The 2288-nt window shown below is 70.5% G+C and carries 2 protein-coding genes; both read right to left on the bottom strand.

Features of this window, described 5'->3' with window-relative positions:
- Positions 1-1910: ABC transporter ATP-binding protein/permease (locus tag FV230_RS27405; RefSeq protein ID WP_147844609.1), on the bottom strand; the 1910-nt coding region annotated here is incomplete at its 3' end.
- Positions 1911-2010: 100 nt separating this feature from the next.
- On the bottom strand, positions 2011-2288 hold a 278-nt coding region (locus FV230_RS27400), incomplete at its 5' end, for a LysM peptidoglycan-binding domain-containing protein (protein ID WP_147844608.1).

Genomic DNA, 2288 nt, shown 5'->3' with positions numbered 1-2288 from the left:
CACTCGACCAGTTGGGGCGCCCCGCGCGGCGCCACCCGCACCCGCTCCGCCTCCTCCTCGGCCCGGCGCAGGGCCGCCCGCGCGGCATCCGCCTCGCGCTGCCGGTTCCAGAGCGCCGCGTAGACCCCGTCCTGGTCGAGCAGCGCGCCGTGGGTGCCGCGCTCGACGATGACGCCCTTGTCGAGCACCAGGATCTCGTCGGCGTTGACCACCGTCGACAGGCGGTGGGCGATGACGAGGGTGGTGCGGCCCTTCGCGATGCGGTCGAGCGCGTCCTGGATCTGCGATTCGGTGAAGCTGTCCAGCGCCGAGGTCGCCTCGTCGAGGACGAGGATCGGCGGGCTCTTCAGGATGGTGCGGGCGATGGCGACGCGCTGCTTCTCGCCGCCCGAGAGCTTCAGGCCGCGCTCGCCCACCGGGGTGTCGTAGCCCTCCGGCAGGCCCTCGATGAAGCGGTCGATCTGGGCGAGGCGGGCGGCCTCGCGCATCTCGGCCTCGCTCGCCTCCCAGCGGCCGTAGCGGATGTTGTAGCCGATCGTGTCGTTGAACAGCACCGTGTCCTGCGGCACCATGCCGATGACGGCGCGCAGGGAATCCTGGCGCACCGCGGCGATGTCCTGCCCGTCGATGGCGATGCGGCCGCTCTGCGGCTCGTAGAATCGGAACAGCAGGCGCGAGAGCGTCGACTTGCCGGCGCCCGAGGGGCCGACGATCGCCACGGTCTTGCCCGAGGGCACCGTGAACGAGATGCCGCGCAGGATCGGCCGGTCCGGGTTGTAGGCGAAGTGCACGTTCTCGAAGCGCACCTCGGCGGGGCCGGCGACCAGCGCCGGGGCGCTCGGCCGGTCCGCGATCTCCGGGTTGCGGTGGAGGATGCGGAACATGTCGTCGATGTCGATCAGCGCCTGTTTGATCTCGCGGTAGATCATGCCCATGAAGTTCAGCGGCATCGAGAGCTGCACCAGCATGGTGTTGGCGAGCACGAAGCCGCCGATGGTGGTGCGCCCGGCGAGGATGTCGCGGGCGGCGAGCCACATCACCGCGGTCATGCCCAGCGTGAAGATCAGTGCCTGGCCGGCGTTGAGGACGGCCAGCGACACGTAGGTTTGCGTCGAGGCCTTCTCGTACCGCGCCATCGCGCCGTCGAAGCGCTGGGTCTCGCGCGCCTCGGCGCCGAAATACTTCACCGTCTCGTAGTTCAGCAGCGAGTCGACCGACTTGGTGTTGGCGTCGGTGTCGGACTCGTTCATGCGGCGGCGGATCGCGATCCGCCACTCGGTCGCCTTGTAGGTGAAGCCGAGATAGGCCGCGACCATCACGAAGACGACCAGGGAGTAGGTCCAGTCGAACTCCCAGGCCAGCACGCCGAGCACCAGCACGAACTCGACGATGGTCGGCACCAGCGTCAGCACCATCAAGCGCGACAGCTCCTCGATGCCCGAGCGCCCGCGCTCAAGCACCCGCGTCAGCCCGCCGGTCTTGCGCTCGAGGTGGAAGCGCAGGGAGAGCTGGTGCATGTGCTGGAAGGTCTTCAGCGCCAGGCGGCGCACCGCGTGCATCGCCACCTTGGCGAACAGCCCGTCGCGCGCCTGCGTCAGCCCGGCCATCAGGATGCGCGAGGCGCCGTAGATCGCGATCAAGAGCATCGGCGCAGCGAAGATCCCGGTCGGCACCTGCTCCTTGCCGTGCTCCTGGCCGCCAACCGCCGCGACCAGCGCGTCGGTGATCCACTTGAAGGTGAACGGCGTCACCATCGTCACCAGCTTGGCCACCAGCAGCAGCCCGAACGCCAGGAAGACCCGCCGCTGCAGGTCCGGCCGGCCGTAGGGCCAGAGATACGGCCACAGCCGGCGATAGGTGGCGACGAGGCCCGGGCGCGCGTCGGGCGCCGGCGGGGGAGTGGAGGTCATACGCGATTGTCCGGAAGAGGAGGCTCGCCCCGGCATATAAGCCGGCGCCGCCCGCGGCACACCCGCAGCCGCCGCGGGGCGGGGCGGCGTGGGGGAATCCTCAGCCGTTCCTGCCCGCCTTCGCGTCCTTGCCGTCGCCCGGCAGCACGAAGATCTGGCCGGGATAGATCAGGTCCGGGTTGCGGATCTGCTCCTGGTTGGCATCGTAGATCACCGTGTAGCGGTCGCCCGCGCCGTAGGTGCGCCGGCTGATCTGCCACAGGCTGTCGCCGCGGATGATCTTGGCCGTGCTCACCGCGGGGACGAACACCCCCGCCCGCGGCGGCTCGATCGCGGCCGGGGTGGGCGAGACGGCCCCGGCCCGCGCCGCCGGGGCGG

It is taken from the genome of Methylobacterium sp. WL6, assembly GCF_008040095.1.
Lineage (GTDB): Bacteria > Pseudomonadota > Alphaproteobacteria > Rhizobiales > Beijerinckiaceae > Methylobacterium.
The sequence above is the reverse complement of the archived record's forward strand: the minus strand, read 5'-3'. Positions and strand labels throughout refer to the sequence as shown.